This window comes from Curvibacter lanceolatus ATCC 14669 (assembly GCF_000381265.1).
GTDB lineage: Bacteria > Pseudomonadota > Gammaproteobacteria > Burkholderiales > Burkholderiaceae_C > Curvibacter > Curvibacter lanceolatus.
Window position 1 is genome coordinate 138,034 of record NZ_KB906256.1, and the last position, 21,508, is coordinate 159,541.

The 21,508-nt window shown below is 66.7% G+C and carries 20 protein-coding genes and 1 tRNA gene; 14 read left to right on the plus strand and 7 right to left on the minus strand.

Annotated features, from left to right (window positions below):
• Nucleotide 1: 1 nt before the first annotated feature.
• From pcaF to F624_RS0109455, 3 genes are read right to left on the minus strand one after another with little or no spacing between them, the layout of a single operon-like run.
• The gene (gene pcaF, locus F624_RS0109445; protein ID WP_019574050.1) at nt 2-1,204 is read right to left on the minus strand and encodes a 3-oxoadipyl-CoA thiolase; all 1,203 of its coding nucleotides are present in this window, start codon (nt 1,202-1,204) and stop codon (nt 2-4) included.
• A 58-nt stretch (nt 1,205-1,262) separates the two neighbouring features.
• Entirely contained in the window at nt 1,263-1,910 is a 648-nt protein-coding gene (locus F624_RS0109450) for a 3-oxoacid CoA-transferase subunit B (protein WP_019574051.1), read from the minus strand.
• A 14-nt stretch (nt 1,911-1,924) separates the two neighbouring features.
• The gene (locus tag F624_RS0109455) at nt 1,925-2,641 is read right to left on the minus strand and encodes a 3-oxoacid CoA-transferase subunit A (protein WP_019574052.1); all 717 of its coding nucleotides are present in this window, start codon (nt 2,639-2,641) and stop codon (nt 1,925-1,927) included.
• 207 nt (nt 2,642-2,848) lie between these two features.
• Between F624_RS0109455 and F624_RS0109460 the strand changes: the two genes are divergently transcribed.
• Together F624_RS0109460 and F624_RS0109465 are read left to right on the plus strand one after the other, a co-directional pair.
• Entirely contained in the window at nt 2,849-3,646 is a 798-nt protein-coding gene (locus tag F624_RS0109460; protein ID WP_019574053.1) for an IclR family transcriptional regulator domain-containing protein, read from the plus strand.
• A gap of 67 nt (nt 3,647-3,713) precedes the next feature.
• Nucleotides 3,714-4,148 (plus strand): DUF1841 family protein, encoded by a 435-nt coding sequence (locus F624_RS0109465; protein ID WP_019574054.1) that lies wholly within the window; start codon nt 3,714-3,716, stop codon nt 4,146-4,148.
• A gap of 96 nt (nt 4,149-4,244) precedes the next feature.
• Here the strand turns inward: F624_RS0109465 and F624_RS0109470 are convergent, their stop codons facing one another.
• On the minus strand, nt 4,245-4,910 hold the full coding sequence (locus F624_RS0109470) for a c-type cytochrome (protein WP_019574055.1): 666 nt from the start codon (nt 4,908-4,910) through the stop codon (nt 4,245-4,247).
• 112 nt (nt 4,911-5,022) lie between these two features.
• On the opposite strand from F624_RS0109470, the gene F624_RS0109475 reads away from it, so the two are divergent.
• The 6 genes from F624_RS0109475 (at nt 5,023) to F624_RS0109500 (ending at nt 14,094) form a co-directional block, all read left to right on the plus strand.
• Nucleotides 5,023-5,865: an AAA family ATPase gene (locus F624_RS0109475; protein ID WP_019574056.1), complete on the plus strand. Its 843-nt coding sequence runs from the start codon at nt 5,023-5,025 to the stop codon at nt 5,863-5,865.
• Nucleotides 5,866-5,927: 62 nt separating this feature from the next.
• Nucleotides 5,928-6,563 (plus strand): GNAT family N-acetyltransferase, encoded by a 636-nt coding sequence (locus tag F624_RS0109480; protein WP_019574057.1) that lies wholly within the window; start codon nt 5,928-5,930, stop codon nt 6,561-6,563.
• A gap of 28 nt (nt 6,564-6,591) precedes the next feature.
• Complete coding sequence (locus tag F624_RS0109485; protein WP_019574058.1) at nt 6,592-7,782, plus strand: vWA domain-containing protein; 1,191 nt, start codon at nt 6,592-6,594, stop codon at nt 7,780-7,782.
• A gap of 4 nt (nt 7,783-7,786) precedes the next feature.
• Nucleotides 7,787-9,745 carry an autotransporter assembly complex protein TamA gene (locus F624_RS0109490; protein ID WP_245573601.1) on the plus strand — a complete coding sequence of 653 codons (1,959 nt, stop codon included), beginning with the start codon at nt 7,787-7,789 and terminating at the stop codon, nt 9,743-9,745.
• 8 nt (nt 9,746-9,753) lie between these two features.
• A complete protein-coding gene (locus F624_RS32395; protein WP_019574060.1) occupies nt 9,754-13,959 on the plus strand; it encodes a translocation/assembly module TamB domain-containing protein in 4,206 nt (1,401 codons plus the stop codon).
• 60 nt (nt 13,960-14,019) lie between these two features.
• Nucleotides 14,020-14,094, plus strand: a tRNA-Arg gene (locus F624_RS0109500).
• 496 nt (nt 14,095-14,590) lie between these two features.
• Here the strand turns inward: F624_RS0109500 and F624_RS0109510 are convergent.
• The 3 genes from F624_RS0109510 to F624_RS0109520 all read right to left on the minus strand — a co-directional run bounded on the left by F624_RS0109510 (nt 14,591) and on the right by F624_RS0109520 (nt 16,644).
• Nucleotides 14,591-14,971: a glyoxalase superfamily protein gene (locus tag F624_RS0109510; protein ID WP_031254599.1), complete on the minus strand. Its 381-nt coding sequence runs from the start codon at nt 14,969-14,971 to the stop codon at nt 14,591-14,593.
• 577 nt (nt 14,972-15,548) lie between these two features.
• The gene (locus F624_RS0109515) at nt 15,549-16,238 is read right to left on the minus strand and encodes an LrgB family protein (protein WP_019574063.1); all 690 of its coding nucleotides are present in this window, start codon (nt 16,236-16,238) and stop codon (nt 15,549-15,551) included.
• A 7-nt stretch (nt 16,239-16,245) separates the two neighbouring features.
• Nucleotides 16,246-16,644, minus strand: coding sequence for a CidA/LrgA family protein (locus F624_RS0109520; protein ID WP_019574064.1), 399 nt, complete (start codon nt 16,642-16,644; stop codon nt 16,246-16,248).
• Nucleotides 16,645-16,750: 106 nt separating this feature from the next.
• On the opposite strand from F624_RS0109520, the gene F624_RS0109525 reads away from it, so the two are divergent.
• The 6 genes from F624_RS0109525 (at nt 16,751) to F624_RS33360 (ending at nt 21,489) form a co-directional block, all read left to right on the plus strand.
• Nucleotides 16,751-17,626 carry a LysR substrate-binding domain-containing protein gene (locus tag F624_RS0109525; protein WP_019574065.1) on the plus strand — a complete coding sequence of 292 codons (876 nt, stop codon included), beginning with the start codon at nt 16,751-16,753 and terminating at the stop codon, nt 17,624-17,626.
• A 273-nt stretch (nt 17,627-17,899) separates the two neighbouring features.
• Nucleotides 17,900-18,583, plus strand: coding sequence for an SDR family oxidoreductase (locus F624_RS0109530; RefSeq protein WP_031254602.1), 684 nt, complete (start codon nt 17,900-17,902; stop codon nt 18,581-18,583).
• A gap of 75 nt (nt 18,584-18,658) precedes the next feature.
• Nucleotides 18,659-18,856 (plus strand): IPTL-CTERM sorting domain-containing protein, encoded by a 198-nt coding sequence (locus F624_RS0109535; RefSeq protein ID WP_019574067.1) that lies wholly within the window; start codon nt 18,659-18,661, stop codon nt 18,854-18,856.
• Between the two features lie 25 nt (nt 18,857-18,881).
• The gene (locus tag F624_RS0109540) at nt 18,882-19,694 is read left to right on the plus strand and encodes a sterol desaturase family protein (protein ID WP_019574068.1); all 813 of its coding nucleotides are present in this window, start codon (nt 18,882-18,884) and stop codon (nt 19,692-19,694) included.
• A 118-nt stretch (nt 19,695-19,812) separates the two neighbouring features.
• Entirely contained in the window at nt 19,813-20,517 is a 705-nt protein-coding gene (locus F624_RS0109545; RefSeq protein WP_019574069.1) for a hypothetical protein, read from the plus strand.
• Between the two features lie 153 nt (nt 20,518-20,670).
• Nucleotides 20,671-21,489: a hypothetical protein gene (locus F624_RS33360; RefSeq protein WP_019574070.1), complete on the plus strand. Its 819-nt coding sequence runs from the start codon at nt 20,671-20,673 to the stop codon at nt 21,487-21,489.
• Nucleotides 21,490-21,508: the final 19 nt, after the last annotated feature.

Here is a 21,508-nt window from a genome sequence, read left to right on the forward strand (position 1 = left end):
CTTACACGCGTTCCAGGATCACGGCGATGCCCTGCCCCACGCCGATGCACATGGTGCACAACGCATAGCGGCCACCGCTGCGGTGCAACTGGTTGATCGCCGTGGTGGCCAGCCGCGCCCCGCTGGCGCCCAGCGGGTGACCCAGCGCAATCGCGCCACCGTTCGGGTTAACGCGGGGATCGTCGTCTTGCAGGCCCAATTGGCGCAGCACCGCCAGGCCTTGCGCCGCAAAGGCTTCGTTCAGCTCGATGACATCGAGCTGGGCCAGACTCAGGCCCGTGAGGGCCAACACCTTCTGGGTGGCCGGCGCCGGGCCGATGCCCATGATGCGCGGCGCCACACCGGCCGTGGCCATGCCCACCACGCGGGCGCGTGGGGTCAGTCCATATTGCGCGGCGCTGCGCTCATCGGCCAGCAGCAGCGCACACGAGCCATCGTTGACGCCGCTGGCGTTGCCAGCGGTCACGGTGCCGTCGGGGCGCACCACGCCCTTGAGCTTGGCCAGGGTTTCCAGGCTGGTGGCACGGGGGTGTTCATCCTGGCTCACCACCACCGCATCGCCCTTCTTCTGGGGAATGGTCACCGGCACGATCTCGGCGTCGAACACGCCGGCCTTCTGCGCCGCCACCGCCTTCATCTGGCTGGCCAGGGCCATGCGGTCCTGGGCCTCGCGCTCGATGCCGAAATCGGTGGCCACGTTCTCGGCCGTCTCGGGCATCGAATCGACCCCGTACTGGGCTTTCATGAGCTTGTTGATGAAGCGCCAGCCGATGGTGGTGTCGTACACCGCATTGGCGCGGCTGAAGGCGCTTTCGGCCTTGGGCATCACAAACGGTGCCCGGCTCATGCTTTCCACCCCACCGGCGATCATCAGCCGCGCTTCACCCGACTTGATGGCGCGCGCTGCCGTGCCGATGGCATCCAGCCCCGATCCGCACAGGCGGTTGACGGTGGCGCCCGGCAACTCGATGGGCAGGCCGGCCAGCAGGCTGGCCATGCGGGCCACGTTGCGGTTGTCTTCTCCGGCCTGGTTGGCGCAGCCATAGATCACGTCGGTCACGGCCGCCCAGTCGACGCCGGGGTTGCGCTCCATCAAGGCCCTGAGCGGGATGGCGCCCAGGTCGTCGGTGCGCACACTGGACAGCGCGCCGCCGTAGCGGCCGAAGGGCGTGCGGATGGCGTCGCAGATAAAGGCTTGTGTCATGGTTTTCTGGTCTCCGGGGTTGAAATTCTTCGGGGTTCGGTGCCGTTGGGCGGCGGGCTCAATCGAGCAAGGGCAGGCCGATCAGCTCTTGCAGGGCCTCGCGGCCCAGGCCATCGACGGCATCGATCAGACGCAGGCCCTGGGGGCTGCATTCGAGCGTGGCCAGGTCGGTGTAGATGCGCTTCACGCAGGCCAGGCCGGTCAGGGGGTAGGTGCACTGCGCCACCACCTTGCTCTGGCCCGATTTGCTGAGCAGATCCATCATCACCCAGGTCTGCTTGGCACCGATGGCCAGGTCCATGGCGCCGCCCACGGCGGGGATGGCCCCGGGCTCGCCGGTGCTCCAGTTGGCCAGGTCGCCGGTGGCCGAGACCTGGAAGGCGCCGAGCACGCAGATGTCGAGGTGGCCGCCGCGCATCATGGCAAAGCTGTCAGCATGGTGGAAGAAGGCACCACCGGGCAGCAGCGTGACCGGCTGTTTGCCGGCGTTGATGAGGTCGTAGTCCTCCTGCCCTGCCGCCGGCGCCGGGCCCATGCCCAGGATGCCGTTCTCGCTTTGCAGGATCACCTCGCGCCCCGGGGGGATGTGGTTGGCCACCCGGGTGGGCATGCCGATGCCCAGGTTGACGTAGGCGCCGTCGTGGATGTCGGCGGCCACACGGCGCGCCAGTTCGTCTTTGCTGCGGGGCTGGTAAGTGGGGGTCATGGCTGGTTCTCCGCTCAGGCCGCTGTTTTGAATCCGCCGGCCGTGGTGGCACGGCGGGGCACAGGCACCACATGGCTGACATGGATGCCGGGGGTCACGATGGCCTCGGGGTCGAGTTGGCCCAACTCGACCACCTCATGCACTGTGGCAACCGTACAACGGGCGGCCGTGGCCATCACGGGGCCGAAATTGCGCGCCGCCTGCCGGTAGGTGAGGTTGCCCCAGCGATCGCCGCGCTCGGCCTGGATCAGCGCCACATCGCCATGGATGGGGTATTCCAGCACGTGACCACGGCCGTTGATGACCCGGGTCTCCTTGGGGCTGCCATCGGGGTTCAAGGCCAGCTCGGTACCAAAGCCGGTCGGGGTGTAGAAGGCCCCGATGCCCGCCCCTGCTGCGCGCAGGCGCTCGGCCAGATTGCCCTGGGGCACCAGCTCCAGCTCGATGCGGCCCTGGCGGTACAGGCCATCGAACACCTGGGAGTCGGCCTGGCGTGGAAAGCTGCAGATGATCTTGCGCACCCGTCCGGCCTGCAGCAAGGCCGCCAGACCGGTGTCGCCATTGCCCGCGTTGTTGTTGACCACGGTGAGATCACGCGCCCCCTGGTCGATCAGGCCTTCGATCAATTCAAGTGGAATACCAGCGGTGCCAAAGCCGCCGATCAGCACGGTGGCACCGTCCTGCACCCCCTGCAAAGCCTCTGCCACTGACGAGGCGATCTTGTCAATCATGATTTAAATATCTCCAAACGGTAGTGGCATAGACAGGCCCAAACGGCATACCCTAGCGGCCAGACGGACAAAATCATCAGATGTGAGCACCCATGACCGAAAATTTTCATACCAAGCGGCTCATGGATGACAACACAGATGTAAATTGTTCACCATAAGAACATTGGTTCGCACAATGAATTTTAGGAGATTGACCCAACCATGGCAATGACAGCTGACAACGAGAAAGCCGCCCCACGCCCTGGCGACAGCTACGTGCAGTCTTTTGCGCGAGGGCTGGAAGTCATCCGGACCTTCAGTTCGGCGGCCCCCCAACAGACCCTGACCGAAGTCGCCGGCCGCAGCGGGCTCACCCGAGCCGGCGCCCGGCGCATCCTGCTGACGCTGCAAACCCTGGGCTATGTCGAGACGGACGGGCGCCAGTTCCGCCTCACGCCTCGCATCCTGGACCTGGGCTTCGCCTACCTGTCGTCCATGCCCATCTGGAACCTGGCCGAACCCGTGATGGAGGGGCTGGTCGACCGGGTGAAAGAATCCTGCTCGGCCGCCGTGCTCGAGGGCACCGACATCATGTATGTGCTGCGGGTGCCCACGCACAAGATCATGCGCATCAACCTGGGCGTGGGCAGCCGCCTGCCGGCCTACTGCACCTCGATGGGCCGCATTCTGCTGGGCAGCCTGCCCGACGAGGAGGTGGAGCGCCGCCTGGCGAGCGCGACGCTCGAAGCCCGCACACAACACACCTTGACGCGAGTTGAAGACGTACTGACCAGGGTTCGCCAGGCGCGTGACCAGGGCTGGTGCCTGGTCGACCAGGAGCTGGAAGAAGGCCTGATCTCGATGGCGGCCCCGGTGGTGAACCGCAATGGCCGGGTGATCGCCGCCCTCAACATCAGCGGCCAGGCCAACCGCAGCAATGCCTTCGACATGCAGAACCGCATGCTGCCCCACCTGCTGCAGGCTGCCCAGTCGATCTCGCGCATGGTGGGCACGCCGCGCGCCTGACACCTGGAGAGGGCCCACGGGCACCAGCGGGCGTGGGGGCATCGCCCGGGGTGATACGCTTGGGCGTATGTTCAACCCCTCTCAAGACGACGTTCGTCGCTTCTTCTGCTCGGTCTATGCCAAGTCCCGCCAAGGCTTGGCCATGGAAGCCATCGAAACCCTGACCGGTCAGTGGATCGATGAGCACCCCGAATACCACGCCGATCTGGCCGATGCCGACGCGGCCGTGGCCCGCGTGTACGACAGCCAGAAAGGCGAGACCAATCCCTTTCTGCACCTGTCGATGCACCTGTCGATCAGCGAGCAATGCAGCATCGACCAGCCGCGCGGCATCCGCCAGGCGGTCGAGTTGCTGACCGCACGCCGCGACTCCCTGCACGGCGCCCACCACGAAACCATGGAGTTCCTGGGCCGCATGCTGTGGGAAAGCCAGCGCAGCGGCCGTCCCCCCGATGGGCATGCCTACATCGACAGCGTGCAACGCGCCGCCACACGCGACTGAGCGCCCCAACAAACCTGCTTCGGCAGAAAACAAAAAGCCGCTGAATCATCAGCGGCTTTTTTCATGTCCAGGGCGCCTGCAGCGCCCAAGGCTTGATCAGCGGAAGCGCGACTCAGGCACGGTCTTCAGGTCGCCGTCGAGCGTGCTCACATACGAGGCCAGGGCCTTGAGTTCTGCGTGCGAGAACTGCTTGGCCACGCCCCCCATCACGGCGTTGTTGCGGCCCATCACCGGGCTGTTGCTCATCTGGTAGGACTTGAGCGCCACATACAGGTAGTCGCTGTATTGGCCGGCGATCTTGGGGTACGAGGGGTCAATGGGCTTGGCGAAGTTGGCGCCGTGGCAGGACACGCAAGCGCCCTTGTTCAGCAAGGCGGCCACCTGGGCGTTGGGCTCGCGGCTGGGCTTGTCGGGCAGCGTGGCGCCTTCGACACGGCCCAGTTGGGCGTAATAGGCCGAGATCTCGGCGATGTCTTGCTCGCTCAGCGAATCGGCGATGCCACGCATGGTGGGGTGCTTGCGGTCGCCCTTCTTGTAGGCGGTCAAGGCAGCGGCGATGTACTTCTCGCCCTGGCCGGCAATGCGCGGCACCTTGTAGACCTCGGGGAAGGTCGCCTGGTAGCGATCAATCCCATGGCAACCGATGCACATCGCCACCTTGGCGTTGACATCTGCTTTGACCTCCTGAGCGTGGACGGTCGACGAAAAAGCGGTCACGGAAGCGACAGCAAGGGCAAATACCGTTGTCAACATCTTGTTCATTTTGCGAGCACAATCAAATGGATGATTGGGTACCGAGGGGATTGAGAAAAATCAACGATTGATTATATCGAGCCCCGCTTCTGCAACACATCTGTTAAGCGAACACTTGTCCATGAAATTCCAAGGCTCACAAAATTACGTCGCCACTCAAGACCTGATGCTCGCCGTGAATGCGGCCATCACCCTCAAACGGCCCTTGCTGGTCAAGGGCGAGCCCGGTACCGGCAAGACCATGCTGGCCGAGGAAGTGGCCGAAGCGCTGGGCCTGCCACTGTTGCAATGGCACATCAAATCAACCACCAAGGCCCAGCAGGGCCTGTACGAATATGACGCGGTCAGTCGCCTGCGTGACTCGCAACTCGGCGACGAGCGCGTCAAGGACATCGAGAACTACATCGTCAAGGGCGTGCTGTGGCAAGCCTTCACGGCCGAGCAGCCGGTGGCCCTGCTGATCGACGAAATCGACAAGGCCGACATCGAGTTTCCCAACGACCTGTTGCGCGAACTCGACCGCATGGAGTTCTACTGCTACGAGACCCGTGAACTGATCAAGGCCAAGAACCGCCCGCTGGTGTTCATCACCTCGAACAACGAGAAGGAACTGCCCGACGCCTTCCTGCGCCGCTGCTTCTTCCACTACATCAAGTTCCCCGACGCCGACACGATGAAGAAGATCGTCGACGTGCACTTCCCCACGCTCAAGGCCGAGCTGCTGGCAGCGGCCATGAAGACCTTCTACGACGTGCGCAACCTGCCCGGCCTCAAGAAGAAGCCCAGCACCTCCGAGCTGCTCGACTGGCTCAAGCTGCTGGTGGCCGAAGACATCCCGCTCGAGGCCCTGCAAAGCGCCGACGCCAAGGTCAGCGTGCCGCCGCTGGTGGGCGCCCTGCTGAAGAACGAGCAGGACGTGACCCTGTTCGAAAAGCTGGTCTTCATGAACCAGCGCAACCGCTGAACCCTCCCGAGCTGCCCGCCCTGCCCCCCGCAGTGCGGCGCCCGCATGGCCCCGGAGAAACCATGTCTTTTGTCGAACCCGTCACCCTCAGCCTGAACGGTGTGCGCCTCGAGCCCCTGAGCCTGGCCCATGAGGCCGGCCTGGCCGCTGCCGCCGCCGATGGCGAGCTGTGGAACATCCGCGTCACCTCGGTGCCCGAGCCCGGCCAGACCCGCGCCTACATCGAGACCGCGCTGCAGATGCGCGAAGCCGGCAACCGCTTCGCCTTGGCCGTGATCGAAGAGGCCAGCGGCCAGTTGATCGGCACCAGCAGCTACCACGACATCGTGCCGGCCATCCGCCGCGTCGAGATCGGCTACACCTGGTACGCCCAGCGGGTGCAGCGCACCCACGTCAACACCACGGCCAAGTACCTGCTGATGAGCCATGCCTTCGACACCCTGGGCTGTGCCCTGGTGGGCTGGCGCACCGACAATTTCAACCACGCCTCGCAAAAGGCCATCGAGCGCCTGGGTGCGCGCAAGGACGGCGTGCTGCGCCACCATGCGCTGCGCCGCGACGGCACGGTGCGCGACACCGTGATGTACAGCATGAGCGCCGGCGAATGGCCCGAGGCCAAGGCCCAGCTGCTGTACCTGCTGAAGCAGCGCTACCCGCAAACACCCCCACCGCCTGCGGTGGTCCACGGCGGCAAGTGAGCTGCCGTGCCCTGACCTGGAGCCGTCCATGCTGATCGACTTCTTCTACACGCTGCGCAGCGCCAAACTTCCTGTTTCGGTGAAAGAGTTCCTCACCCTGCTGGAGGCCTTGCAGGCCCACGTGGTGGGCCCCGAATCGGACGACGCCTGGAAAATCGACGACTTCTACTACCTGTCGCGCCTCACCCTGGTGAAGGACGAAAAGCATTACGACAAGTTCGACCGCGCCTTTGCCGCCTACTTCAAAGGCGTCGAGATGCTGACCGACTTCACCAAAGACGTTCCCCTCGAGTGGCTGCGCAAGAACCTGGAGCTGGAGCTCAGCCCCGAAGACAAGGCCAAGATCGAAAAGATGGGCTGGGACGAGCTCATGGAAACGCTCAAAAAGCGCTTCGAAGAGCAGAAGGAACGCCACGAAGGTGGCAGCAAGTGGATCGGCACCGGCGGCACCAGCCCCTTTGGCGCCAATGGCTACAACCCCCAGGGCATCCGCATCGGCCAGGAGAAAAGCCGCAACAAGAGCGCCGTCAAGGTGTGGGACCAGCGCGCCTACAAAGACTACGACGACACCCAGGAGCTGGGCACACGCAACATCAAGGTGGCCCTGCGCCGCCTGCGCAAGTTTGCGCGCGAAGGCTCGGCCGAAGAGCTCGACCTGCCCGACACCATCCGCTCCACCGCCGCCAACGCGGGCTGGCTCGACATCAAAATGGTGCCAGAACGTCACAACAACGTGAAAGTGTTGCTGCTGATGGACGTCGGCGGCACCATGGACGAGCACATATCCCGGGTCGAGGAGATGTTCTCGGCGGCCAAGGCCGAGTTCAAACACCTTGAGTTCTACTACTTCCACAACTGCGTGTACGACTACATGTGGAAGAACAACAAGCGCCGCTTCTCCGAGAAGTTCGCCACCTGGGACATCCTGCGCAAGTACAACAAGGACTACAAGCTGATCTTCATTGGCGACGCCACCATGAGCCCGTATGAAATCCTGCAGCCGGGCGGCAGCGTCGAGTACAACAACGAAGAGCCCGGCGCCGAGTGGCTGCAGCGGCTGACCAACACCTTCCCGCGCTTTGCCTGGATCAACCCAGAGCCCCAGGGCGTGTGGCAATACCGCCAGAGCATCGCGGTGATCCAGCAGTTGATGAACCAGCGCATGTACCCCTTGACACTCAAAGGCCTCGAAGACGCGATGCGCATGCTGTCAAAATAGACGCATGTTCTGGTTCAGGCGAGGCAGGCCGGCTTTCAAGCCGGCCTTTTTGATGGGGATGGCGTGCTCGGTGCTGGTGTTGCTGCTGGCCACCCTGGGCCGACCCGCGCGCGCCGAAGGCGAAGGCCAGTCGCCAGCCACCTCAAAGGCAGCCTCCACCCCAGCCACCGCGCCCGCCAGCGCCGCAGCGCCCCCGGCCTTCCACCTCGAAGTGCACGCCCCCGAGCCCCTGCGCGACACCCTGCTGCGCCACCTGGAGTTGCAACAGTACCGCGGCCTGCAAGACCTGGACCGCGACGAACTCGACCGCCTGCTGGTCAGCGCCCAGGACAACGCCCGCAACCTGCTGGCCACCCAGGGCTATTTCGCGGCCGAGGTGAGCATCTCGGTCAAAGAGCCGGCGGCCACCCCGGCCTCTGACCCGCCCTCGCCCGAGCCTTCGACTGCGCTCTCTACAGCCCAGCACGCCCCCTGGGAGGTGCTGATCGAAGTCACCCCTGGCGAGCCGGTGCGCGTGAGCGCCTTCCAGCTGCACCTCAGCGGCGACGTGGCCCACAACCCCGAGCTGGAGGCCGTGCAGCGCAGCCTCACCGAGACCTGGGGCCTGCGCCCCGGCAGCATCTTCACCCAGGCCGGCTGGGACAGCGCCAAGACCGAAGCCCTGCGCCGCCTCACCGCCACCCGCTACCCCACCGGCCACCTGGTCGACAGCCAGGCCCGCATCGACCCCGACACGCAGCAGGCCGAGCTCAGCCTCACCCTCGACTCGGGCCCCGACTTCCGCTTTGGCCAGGTGCTGGTCGAAGGCACCCAGCACCACAGCGCCGAGCTGGTGCGCCGCCTGGCCCAGATCCCCACCGGCAGCACCTACACCCAGGCCGACCTGCTCAAGGCCCAGCAGCGCGTGGCCGACAGCGGCTACTTCGACTCCGTATTCATGTCGCTCGACACCGGCGGCGACCCGCAGGCCGCGCCGGTGCGCGTGCAGGTGCGCGAAGCCAAGCTGCACAAGCTGGTGCTGGGCGTGGGCGCCAGCACCGACAGCGGCGGGCGCCTGTCGGCCGAATTCACCGAGCGCAAGCTGCCCTGGCTGGACTGGAAGGCCCTGTCCAAGCTCTCGCTGGATCGCGACACCAAAACCCTGAGCAGCGAACTCACCAGCCAGCCTGACAAAGACAACTGGCGCTGGGTCACCTCGGGCCAAGTGCAACGCCAGACCGGCAGCACCGCCCCCGTCAACAGCCTGACCCTGCGCACCGGGCGCGCCAAGACCGACGAGCACTACGACCGCAACTTCTACCTGCAGTACGACCACACCCTGACCCAGAGCAGCCCGGCCGAGAGCGCCTCCAGCGTGTCGGCCAACTACGCGTGGACGCAGCGCAACTTCAACAACATCCCCTTTCCCACCCGAGGCTACGGTCTGGCCGTTGAAGTGGGCCCGGGCCTGACCCTGGGCAGCCAGCGCTCGCCTTTCCTGCGCAGCCGCGCGCGGGTGCTGGGCTTCATCCCCTTCAACGAAAGCGCCTACCCGAGCGCGGCCCAGGCGCCGCGCCTGGCCTGGCGTGCTGAAGGCGGCGCCGTGGGGGCCCGCAGCAGCGTGGTGCTGCCCAGCACCCAGCTGTTCCTGACCGGGGGCGACACCACGGTGCGCGGCTATGGCTACCGCGAGATCGGCGTGGTGCAAGCCGACGGCAGCCTGGAGCCTGGCCGCTACCTGGCCGTGGGCAGCCTGGAGTGGCAAAAGCCCATCGTGCGCAATGGCCGCGCCAGCGAATTCGAAAGCACCGTGTTCATCGACGCCGGCGCCGTGGCCGACCAGGCCAGCAAGCTGCGCGCCAAGGTGGGCGTGGGGGTGGGCGCACGCTGGCGCAGCCCGGTGGGCCCGCTGGAGGTCGACCTGGCCTGGGGCGCCGCCACCCGCCGCCTGCGCCTGCACCTAGCCGTGGGCTTCACCTTCTGAAGGTCAGCATGAGCGCCCAGCCCCCGAATGGCCCCCCCCCACCCCAAGATCCAGGCCACACAGCCCCGGGCCCACGGCCCTGGGCGCGCCGCCTGCGCGTGGCCGCCCTGTGCGCGGCCGGCCTGCTGGGGCTGCCCCTGGCCGGGGGCGTCGCCGCCTGGGTCTGGAGCGGCAGCGAAGGCTCGCTGGCCACCACGCTGAACCTGCTGCCGCGCTGGCTGCCCGCCGACCGGCAACTGCAGCTCAGCGGCATCAGCGGCACCTTGCGCGAAGGGGGGCAGATCGCCGAACTCCAATGGGCCCAGCCCGGCACCCGGGCCACCCTCACCGGCCTGCACATCCGCTGGGACTGGCGTGCCCTGCTGAGCCGCCACCTGGCCCTGAGCGAACTCAGCGCCGAACGCCTGGAGCTGCGCGACAACGGCAAGGCCCCACCCAGCCCGCCGCTCACCGAGCTGACCCTGCCCCTCACCATCGACACCCCGCTGCAACTGGGCCAGATCCAGCTGCCCGACCAGGGTGGCCTGGTGCTGAGCCACATCGACGGCCACTACCACTACGACGGCGAACAGCACCACCTGCAGTGGTCCGAGCTGGCCGTGGCCGCCGGCAATTACAGCGGCCAGATCAGCCTGCAAGGCGCCGCCCCCATGGCCCTGCAGGCCCAGTTGGAGGGCGAGATCCCCACCGGCCTGGGCGCCCCGGCCCCGGCGCAACTGCTGGCCCGCGCCGGCCTGCAAGGCACGCTGTCGGGCCCCGCCGCAGAAATCGCCCTGGAAGCCGTTCTGGACCCCGATGAGGCCACCCTGCCCAGCGCCAAAACGGCACCCACCGGCAAGGGCCGCTCGACACCGCCGGGCAAGGTGCCGGGCCAGGTGCAGGGTCGGACGCAGGGTCGGACGCAGGGTCTGATGCAGGCCCAGGTGCAGGCCCGCCTGCGCCCCTGGGCCGAGCAGGTGCTGCCCGAGGCCCAGGCCCACCTGCAGGGCATCGACCTCAGCCTGCTGTGGCCCCAGGCCCCGAGCACCGCCCTGTCGGGCACGGTCGACATCCACCCGGGCGAGGGCAAGGCCCCGGCCTGGCAGGCCCGGCTGGCGCTGAGCAACGCCCAACCCGGCCCCTGGGACCAGCAACGCCTGCCGCTGGAGCAGATCAGCGCCCGCCTGCAGCAGCAAGGCCGCGCCTGGGTGATCGACCCCGTGGAAGCCCGCGTGGGCGGCGGCACCCTGCGCCTGAAAGGCCGCTGGGAGGCCAACAGCGCCACCCCGTGGCTGGCCGAGGCCACGCTGCAAGGCGTCTCGCCCCAGCGCCTGCACAGCGCCGCCCCACCCGCCCCGCTCAACGGCCGCCTGGCCCTACGCGCCCTGGGCGGCCAGAACGACGCCCTGGGCTTTGAGGTGGACCTCAGCCCCCAGGCCGGCAGCACGGCCCCCCGCAGCACCCCAAGCTCCAGCCTGCCCCCCACGCCAGCCGTGGCCCAGGCCCCAGCTCAAACCGTACGCCCCGGCAAGACGGCCAAGATCCGCCCCGGCGCCCCAGCAGCCCATGGCGGCGCACCCAGCCCGCAGGCGCAAGCCCAGGCCCTGTGGAGCGCCCTGCAACTGCGCCTGGCGCATGCCCAGGGGCGCTGGCAAGGCGGCGAACTGCAGCTGGAGCAACTGCGGCTTGAACTGGCCGAAGCCCGGCTGGACGGCTCTTTGCAATGGCACACCCACCAGCACCAGGGCCGGGCCGACCTGAAACTGCAAACCCCGGGCCTGAGCGCCTCGCTGCAAGGCCACCTGGGCGCCGACCAGGGCCAGGGCCAATGGCAGGCCCAACTGGCCGATGCCGGGGCCCTGGGCCGCTGGCTGGCCCGCCTGCCCGGCCTGGGGGCGCAAGCCGCCCTGCTGCCCCAGCAAGGGCAGGGCCAGTTCGACGGCCAATGGCAAGGCGGCTGGGGCGCCATGCTGGCCGCCTGGCAAGGCCAGGCCGCCCCCCGCCGCGGCCAGGCCCTGAGCCTGAGCACCCGGCTCGACCTGCCCCGCCTCGACTGGGCCGCCACCGCCCAACGCCCCGCCCTGGCCCTGCGCCAGCTGAAACTGCGCCTGAACGGCAGCCTGCCCAGCAGCCTGTCCGGCAACGGCAGCCCACCCGGCACGCCCCCAATCGAACTGAACCTCAGCGGCGAGGCCCGCCAAGGCGCCCGACAGGCCCAGTTGCGGCTCGGCGCCCATGCCGGCCCCGGCGCGGCCAACGCACCGGGCCGCTTCAACTGGACGGCCAGTCTGGACGACCTCAGCCTGAACCTGCAAGACAGCCCCACCGCCACGCCCTGGGGCCTGCGCCTGAGCGCCCCCGCCACCCTGAGCCTGAGCCACCAGGCCAAAGCCGACCTGACCGAACTGATGCTGGCCCCGGGCGAAGCCCGGCTGGCCCATGCCGGCGTGCCCGACCTCAGCCTGCGCTGGCAGAACAGCCGCTGGGCCCAGCAAAAAGGCCAGGCCCGCTGGCAGACCAGCGGCCAGGTGCAAGACCTGTCGCTGCCCTGGATCGAGCAACTCATGGCCCTGGCCCAGGGCGCCAGCAGCGCCAGCCTGGGCATCTCGGGCGACCTGCTGCTGAACGCTGACTGGAGCGCCAGCGCCGACCCCGGCCTGAAAGCCCAGCTGCGCCTGAGCCGCCAACGCGGCGATCTGCGCCTGCAGGCCGACGACCTGCCCCAGGGTGTGCAGGCCACCGAAGCCCAGCGCAGCGCCGGCGCCCGCGTGGCCGAGGCCACGCTGAGCCTGGACGACGGCGCCCTGAGCGCCGCCGTGCAATGGGACAGCGAACGCGCCGGCCAGTTGCAGGCCCGCTTTGGCACCCGCCTCAGCAACGGCCCCCAAGGCCTGAGCTGGCCCCCCGACACCGCCGTGACCGGCTCGCTGAACGCCCAGTTGCCCAAGCTGGGCGTGTGGTCGGTGCTGGCCCCGCCGGGCTGGCGCATGCGCGGCACGCTCGACGCCCGGGCCACCCTCCAGGGCACGCTGCAAAAGCCCGAATGGCAAGGCGAGATCCGCGCCAGCGACCTGGCCCTGCGCTCGGTGGTCGAAGGCGTGGAGCTGCGCGACGGCAAGCTGCGCGCCGTGCTCAGCGGCCACCAGATCGACATCGCCGAATTCACCCTGCGCGGCGCCCCGGGCGCCGGGGGCGACGGCGGCAGCCTGAGTGCCCAGGGCAGTGCCCAATGGAACGGCCAGCAACTGCTGCTGCAGCTGCAGACCCGCGCCAACCGCCTGCGCGTGTCCAGCCGCGCCGACCGCCGCCTGGCCCTGTCGGGCGAGCTGAACACCCGCCTGGAGCAAGGCCAGCTCAAGGTGAGCGGCGACCTCAAGGCCGACCAGGCCCTGTTCATCCTGCCCGACGAAACCGCCCCCAGCCTGGGCGCCGACGTGCTGGTGCAGCCTGGCAGCCATGGTGCCGGCCAGGCCGCCAGCAAGAACTCGGCAGCGGCGCCCCAGCCCCCCAGCGCCCTGCCTGCCGCCGACGTGCAGGTCAGCCTCGACCTGGGCAACGACTTCCGTGTGCAGGGCCGCGGCCTCAAGACCCGGCTGCGCGGCACCTTGAAGCTGCGCCTGACCCCGGGCAGCACCGAGCCCCAGATCAACGGCGAACTGCGCACCGACCAGGGCACCTACAAGGCCTACGGCCAGCAGCTCAACATCGAAACCGGCGTGCTGCGCTTCAGCGGCGCCTACGACAACCCCTCGCTCGACATCCTGGCCATCCGCCCCAACCTCTCCACCCGCGTGGGCGTGCAGATCAGCGGCACCGTGCTGTCCCCCCGCGTGCGCCTGTTCTCCGAGCCCGAAATGGCCGACGCCGACAAACTGGCCTGGCTGGTGCTGGGCCGCGCCGCCGCCAACGGCGCCGCCGAATCGGCCCTGCTGCAACAGGCTGCCCTGGCCCTGCTGGGCGGCGGCCGAGGCCTGTCAGACGGCCTGGCCCAATCCCTGGGCCTGGACGAAGTCTCGTTCAGCGGCGTGAAAAACACCGACACCGGCGTCACGAGCGCCGCCCTCACCCTGGGCAAACGCCTGTCCAAAGACTTCTACGTGTCGTACGAACGCAGTCTGGCCGGCACCATGGGCACCTTCTACATCTTCTACGACCTCACCCGCCGCTTCACCCTGCGCGCCCAGACCGGCGAAAAAAGCGCCGTCGACCTGATCTTCACGCTGAGCTACGACTGAGCCCCAAGCGCCCGTTGCCCGAATCCGCCCCCCGCAGGCCCTACAATCCCCGGCGGTCCACTCCTCGTAGTTCAATGGATAGAACGAGTGCCTCCTAAGCGCTAGATACAGGTTCGATTCCTGTCGAGGGGACCATCTGAACATTTCAGGCGGCGTCTCTCCGCTGCCATAGAACCCGCCCAGCCCTTGGCTTGGCGGGTTTTTCATTGCCCAGCAGCGCCCGCGCTGCGGCCCCGTCCGACACGAACGGGCTCCCTGCGGAACGCAAGCAATGAGAAGCTGACACCCAGACCCAGGAAGTGAAGAACGCCCTGTTCATCAACAAGAGCGGCGCGGCCACGATGGCCGAGGAATTGCGCCTGGCTCTGGCCGAGTGCGCGGCCAACACTTTTGAGCCCCAGGTGCAGGCCTCCAACGAGGCCAAGAGCTACCTCATTGCGCACCGCGCCGCCTTCGAGGCGTATGCCCACCTGCAGGTCTATCAGGCCTTGGCCGAGGTGGGTGAGCCTCTGGCCCGTGCGCTGGCTCTGGTGCGCCATTGCGAACGGCCCCGGCAGTTGACCATCACGGACGACCCGGAGGCCCGCCGCGAGGCCTTTGTGTGGGACTGCATCAAGGACATGGCCAGCGCTCACCCGGTACCGGCTAGATCCATCGTGAATACCAACCTGTTGCCAAATGGGTCGAGCACTTGCATGTCTCGGCTGCCCCATGGCGTCACGTTCACCGCTGGAAAAAAGTTGCCACAAGGGCGCGTCAGCAACTCTGCGTGCAGGGCATCCACGTCGGCCGTGGGAATGCGCAATGCGGCCCCCGGGCAAGCATCGCCATGGTGTTCAGACAAATGCAAGATGCAGGCGCCACGCGACAGTTGCAGGTACAGAGGCAGGTTGTCGGCAAAGCGGTGCTGCCAATCGATGCGAAAGCCAAGCCATTCCACATAGAACGACAAGGCCTTGGACTCGTCGAAGCTTCTCAAGATTGGAATCGGGGGTTTCAGGGTGTCAGGCATGGGTGAGATTGTGCGAGACCCTCCTCAGCCACTGGCAGAACTGCAGCACCTACAGGCCAACGATCTCATGGACCTTCCAGTGCCGATGGCCCCCCCGTATCGGCATGCGCCGTCGGTGTCAGTTGGCCCAGCTTCTCGCAAACCACCCGGGCCTCATCGATGTCATCCTGCAGCCCTTGTAGATCAATGTATTTCCGAGGGACACCGGCCACAATGGCCGAAATTGCCATCTGCAATGCGCCCACTGCCTTCGCCCAATTGGCCAGCGGGGCAGGCAAAGACTCTGTTGAGAGTTTTATTGAAAATTCCATCCCTGTGATGGTGCCAAGCCCTCAAAAAAATTCTGTTCGCTGGCGAACATTAGGGCGGTGCACACGGTACGCCGCCACGTGGATAAGGTCAGGTCTTGCCTATTGCCTCTCGACCTCTGCAACTTTCTTAAACCGTCACAGTTCGTCCTACAGAGCTGCCCTCCTCCGAAAGCCACCCCACCTGCCCATGAGCCGGTGGGCCCAGTTGGCACATGGCCGGGCAATGGCCCGTGCCCTTGGCCGGCCGCCAGGTCAATACCTTTTGGCTAGCCGACCCAATGGGCGAACAGGGGCGCGAGCAACACCATCGAGACCCCGGTGAAGACCATGACCAGGCTGGCGACAGCACCTTCCTGGTCGCCGATCTCGTAGGCCTTGGAGGTGCCGAACCCGTGTGCTGAAGCGCCCAGCGCAGCCCCCTTGGAGACGCTTGAGCGCAGACCAAGCCAGCCCAGAAAGGCGTCGCCGATGAGGAGACCGAAGATGCCCGTGACCATGACACAGATCACGGTGAGGTTCTTGTCGCCGCCGAACGCGCCCGCAGCCGCCAAGGCAAACGGGGTTGAGACCGAACGCGGCAGAAGGCTGTGGGCCAGATCAGGCGGCAGCCCGAACAAGCGCGCCAGCAGCCAGGAACTGAACAACCCCAGGCACAGGCCGGCGCTCACCCCGACGAACAGGGTGACCGGGTAGCGGCGCAGCAACGCGCGCTGCGTGTAGATGGGGTATGCGAAAGCGATGGTGGCGGGCCCCAACAGCCAGGACAGCCAGCGTGTGTCCTCGAAATAGACGGCAAACGGCGTGTGCGTGAGCTTGACCAGGATGATCAGCGCGATCGGCGTCACGACGACGGGGGAGAGCCAGAGCCGAGGGCGGCGCTGGTAAAGCCCTTTGGAAACGCCGTAGATCACGACCGTGGCGGCGAAGAACAGCAGGGCGATCAGGTGGGTGTTCATACCAACCTCAACACGACGACTTCGCCGGCCCCTGCCGACGGGATTCAAGATGAAAGACCCAGTCGACGATCAGGCCGGTGCAGGACATCACCACGAGGCTGCCGAGCAGCACGGCGGCGAGCAGGGCGAGGCCGTAGCGGGCAAACACCTGGCCGAAGTCCATGACCGAGAGCAGTGGCGGGATGAAGAACAAAGGCATCTCCGCCAACAGCCGGCGGGCGCCCGATTCGATGTGGCGATGCGCCATGAGACCGGTCATGAGCAGTGCCGTGACCACGACCAGGCCAATCACGCCCGCCGGCATCGGCCAATGTTCGAAATCAGCCAGCCGATCACCGATCAGCCACAGGCCGACAAAGAAGAGGATCTGGACCGATTGCAGGGTGATGCGAGCGAGGAGCTTCATGGGCAGGAAATCAATCGAACGTCGAGGCTGCCTAGATTAGTCCGCTCAAAAATTCCATGCATGAATTGTTATCATGATACGCATTCCAAAACAGAATGCTTCAACCATGGAACTGCGAGCCTTGCGGGCCTTTGTCGAAGTGGCCAGAAGTGGCAGCTTTACCCTGGCGGCCGAGCACCTGGCGGTCACCCAGCCGACCATCAGCAAGCTGATCGCGAGGCTGGAGGATGAGCTGGGACAGCCGCTGTTTCAGCGCCATCGGCGGCAGGCCGAGCTGACCGACGGTGGTCGGGTCGTCCTGAGCTACGCCGAGAACATGTTGGCGAATGCGGCGAACATCCGTCGTGCGCTGGATGAACTGGCCGGGCTCCAAAAAGGCGATTTGCGCATTGGCATCCCCCCGCTCGGACCTCGCCTGTTCGTTCCCCTGCTCGGCGATTTCAAACTGCGTCATCCCGACATCGAGTTGAAGCTCTTCGAGGATGGTTCGCATGCGATCGTGACGGCACTGATTGATGGGCAGCTTGAGTTGGGCGGCCTCCTGGCGCCGGTCGATGAAGCCCGTTTTGAATACCGAGGGCTGGTGGATGACCGGCTGGCTTTGCTGGCACCGGCCAGCTCATGCTGGGCCAAGCGCGACGAGGTGCGCCTGGGGGAATTGGCCGAGGAGCCCTTCATCCTGTTTCCGCCCGCCTATGCCATCAATGAACGGATCGAGCAGGCCTGCCAGCAATGCGGCTTTGCGCCCGAGGTCGTGGGCCGCAGTGGCCAGATCGGCCTCATCCTCGAAATGGTGCGCTACGGCGTGGGCATCTGCCTGCTGCCGAGCTCGCAACTGGGTCCGTTGGACTTGAGCGAGTTTTCGGTTTCCACCCTGACCGACCCGGTGATTCCTTGGCGGATCGAGCTGGCCTGGTTGCGTGGGAGCTATTTGTCTGCAGCAGCGAAGGCTTGGCTGGCGATGCTCGACAGCGCTGGGTGAACCCGGTTCGCGTGGTGGGGCAGCGCCGCAAAGCGGGTGCGCTCAAGGGCTTGTCGAGGCACCCGATGGGGGCCTGATCCAGATCCGGCAGGGGTTGCGGCTGCATGGCCAGCGCAGGCCAGGGCGGCCGGGAACGGGTGGATTGAATGGCAGTCGACGGGGCCGCTTGGCCCCGGGTTTCAATCCCGCTACCCTTGCCTTGCTGCCGCCGCGATGGAGCGCCACCAGGGCCGCCATCGGCCGCGCTGCACGACCCACCCAAAGGAGTTTGCCGTGTCTTCACAATGCCTGGCCGGGCTTCGGGTGCTGATCACCCAGGCCAATGAGTTCATGGGCCCCACCTTGTGTGAGGTGTTTGCCGAGCAGGGGGCCGTGGTGCTGGCCGATGACGGGCCCCTGACCGACCCGCAGGCACCGGCCCGGCTGGTGGCCGGGCACGGGCCCATCGATGTGCTGGTGGCCAACCTGGCGGTGCCGGCGCCCAGCACCCCGGCGCATCAGGTCAGCGAGCAGGAGTGGCGCGACACCTTTGCCGCCCTGGTCGACCCCCTGCCCCGGCTGTGCCAGGCCGTGTTGCCCGCGATGATGGCCCGGCGCAGCGGCCGGATTCTGGTGATGGGCAGCGCGGCCGCCTTGCGGGGCATGAAGCGCAGCTCGACCTACAGCGCCGCGCGGGGTGCGCAACTGGCCTATGTGCAGGCGCTGGGGGTGGAGGTGGCCAGCTACAACATCCAGGTGAATGCCATCGCCCAGAACCTGGTGGACAACCCGACCTACTTTCCACCCGAGGTGCAGGCCGACCCACGCTTTCAGGAGCGCCTGCGGCGCGAGGTGCCCCTGGGCCGCCTGGTCAGTGCGCGCGAAGACGCCGAGTTTGCCGCCTACCTGTGCAGCGCACCCGCGGCCTGCTTTGTGGGCCAGGTGTTCCCGGTGTGCGGCGGGTGGGTGGGGCGCTGAGGGTGACCAATGCCCGATCGAACATGACATGAAGCCAGCCCCCACATGCCCCCGCCTCATGCCACAATTTGAAACATGAACACGACACTCTCCTTTCGAGCCCTTGGGGTTCTTTTCGGCCTCCTGCTGGTTCGCACCGCCTGCTGTGCGAATGCCGTCAACACCCAGACCCAGTCCGTGCCCACGCTGGATGAGATCGGTCTCACGGGCCTGGTGACCCTGGTCGGGGTGGTGGCCGGCGTGGTGATCCGGCGGCGTGGAAAAAATAAGTGAGGCGACCGGCCCCTGAGAGCGCACCATGAGTCCGCAGACCCTTGTCTGGGTGCGCGTGCTGTATGCGGGCAGTCTGCTGGGCCTGCTGGCTTTCTTTCTGTTGTGGGAGGACGGCCAGCCGCGCCAGGCCTTTGGCACCGCCCGGGCCCGTTGGCGCCATGTGGGGCGCAACCTGGGTCTGTTTGTCTGGGTGGTGCTGGGGGCCGACTACCTCGCCGGCCAGTGGCTGGTGTCCTCTCAAAGCCTGCTGTTGCGCAGCACGGACTGGGGACTGAACCTGGCGCAACACCTGCCGCTGGCCGCGCAATGCGGGCTGGCCTGGTTGGCCTCTGACCTGCTGGATTACGGGGTGCACCGGCTGAGCCACCGGGTCGGCCTGCTGTGGCGCTTTCATGCCGTGCACCACAGCGATTCGCAGCTGGACGTCAGCACCGGCCTGCGCACCCACCCGGTGGACACCGCCGTGCATGTGCTGGCCACCCTGGGCCTTTACGCCGTGTTGGGCCTGCCGCTGTGGATCGAGGGGCTGCGCGCCATCGTCTGCAATGCGCTGAGTCTGGTGCAGCACGCCAATGTGCGCTTTCCAGACTGGGTGGAGAAGCTGAGCCCGGTGCTGGTGACCCCCGCCCAGCACCGCGACCACCACGATGCCGACGCCGACGGCCGAGCCTGTCACTTCGGTCTGTGTCTTTCGATCTGGGACCACCTGCTGGGCAGCACGCGCCAACCCAGCGCCGAGGGCCCCGCCCGCATCGGCCTGGACAGCCAGCGCGACGAGCGCTGGCAAAGCGTCTGGGGCATGCTGCGAGCGCCGTTCCGGCGGATGCCCGAAGCCTGAGCCCAGATCGCTTATCACAAGGCCTTCCATGCCCTCGACGCCCCTCCCCCAGCCAGGCGGAACACCGACGTCGAGACGCTCCCTTCGGACCAGCGGCGCCATCTCCTGGGCCCTGGGAATGGCCAGCTTGCTGAGCTGCAGCACCGCCCTGGCCGACCCCAGCTATTACCTGGTCACGGTCTACGACAACGAGGGCGAGACCACCCTCGACTTCCGCTACTGGACGGTCGAGTCCAAGCGCCGGCGCCAGATTGTCTGGCCCGAGGTGGGTGTGGGCTACGGCGTCACCAGCCGCTGGTACACCGAGGTGTTTGCCAGCGCGATCGGCTCGGACTTCTGGCAGACCCGGGTTGAGGCGCTTCATTGGCAGAACGACTACATGCTGACCCAGGGGCAATACCCGTTTGACCTGGCCCTGCACAGCAAGCTGATGTTCAACCACGATGCCGCCGATGGCACCATGCTGCAGTGGGGGCCCGTGCTGCAGACCGAGGTGGGCCGGCTCCAGCTCAATGGCAATGTGTTCTTTGAACGGACCGTCAGAGCCGCCTCAGCGGTTCCGTCCGACATGAAATACCAGTGGCAGGCCAAGTACCACTGGCGGCCCGGTCTGCATGTGGGGCTGCAGGGTTTTGGCGAGCTGGGCCCCTGGGACCAATGGCTGCCCGCCGCCCGCCAATCCCACCGCGTGGGCCCGGTGCTGACAGGCAGTCTGAGCCTGGGCCACAAAGAGTCGCTGCGCTACAGCGTGGCCTACCTGGTGGGCAAGTCGTATGGGCAGCAGGGGCAGATGCTGTCGGTGCGGCTGCAGTACGCGTTTTGAGGCGGTGCTTGGGCCCTCAGCATGGCGTCGCCTCACGCGGCAGCCTGTGGGCCGGGGGAAATGATCAAGCTCAGATATTCAGTCCAGCAATGCCATTTTGATTCAATGCATCGAATACGATACATCTTGTTTCAAATAGGGAGAGAGTCTGAAATGAAGAGCCGATTCGCCATTCTGGCGTCCATGGTCATGCTGAGCACCGGATGCTCGTCCATCACCGGCACCACGGGCCAAAGCGTGTCCTTGCAAACCCGTGACAAGATGGGTGCCGAAGTACCCGGTGCCGCCTGCGAGCTGACCAACAACAAGGGCAAGTGGTTTGTGACGACCCCGGGCTCGGTCCAGATCCGGCGCTCCAATGACGACATGCTGGTGCAATGCACCAAGACCGGCCACGAAACCGGCCAGGCTTCGGTGGTGTCAGACACCAAGGGTTCGATGTTCGGCAACATCATCTTCGGCGGCGGCATTGGCGCGGTGATCGACCACAACACGGGCTCGGCGTATGAATACCCCACCTTGATCCAGGTGGTCATGGGCTTGGTCACCAAGGTGGAAACCCCCAGAACCGGCACACCCGGCTCGGGCAGCATTCCGGCAGACCCTTCGCCCTCTCACCCGCAGGCCCTGCCCCAGGCCCAGCCTCAGGCCGCGGTGCAGCCGCAGGTCCAGGCTCAGCCCCAGGTGGCGGCCCCGGCCCCCGCTCAGGTCCAGGCCCCAGTCAGCGCAGCGACAGCGGCATCGGCACCAGCCCCGTTGCAGCAGGCGGCCCCGGCGGCCCCAGCCCAGCAGGCGTCTGCGATCGAATTGGCAGCCAAGGCCCCCACGCCCGCAGCCTACGCCCAGGTCACCGCCAACAACACCCGTGGCGTCGAGGCCCGCCTGCTGGAGCTCAAGCGCATGCGCGACGCCAACCTGATCAGCCCCGAAATCTATCTGGAACGCCAGCGCAGCATTCTGGACGGGCACTGACCGGATCGCCCCACCCGCT